The following is a 307-nucleotide window of genomic DNA, read 5'->3' on the forward strand; positions in this document are numbered from 1 at the left end:
GCCCGTCCTCGCGTCTGCACGAATCCGTCGCCCTCCAACTCTTTGTACGCACGGGCCGCTGTGTTCACCTCGGGACCCAGGTCGGATGCAAGGTCCCGGATCGTCGGCAGCTGCGCCCCGACGAGGAGAGCACCATCGGTGATCTGACGCGGAAACTGCAGACGAATCTGTTCGTAAGGAGGAACAGCCGAGGCGCTGTCGAGGGAGATCACGAGTCTTGTGACGCCGATGACCAGGGCCCGCCTAGGAGGACGGGGTACCGGCGGAGCTCTCTCGATGCCGCGCGACGTGGCACCGGCACGGCAGC

The 307-nt window shown here is 66.1% G+C and carries 1 protein-coding gene; it reads right to left on the minus strand.

Annotation, left to right across the window (positions count from 1 at the left end; translation table 11 throughout):
• A partial coding sequence (locus tag ACPYOG_RS19350) for a GntR family transcriptional regulator (RefSeq protein ID WP_481295757.1) occupies positions 1 to 212 on the minus strand: 212 nt, incomplete at its 3' end.
• Positions 213 to 307 lie beyond the last annotated feature (95 nt).

This window comes from Leifsonia sp. HAY1-4F (assembly GCF_056755275.1).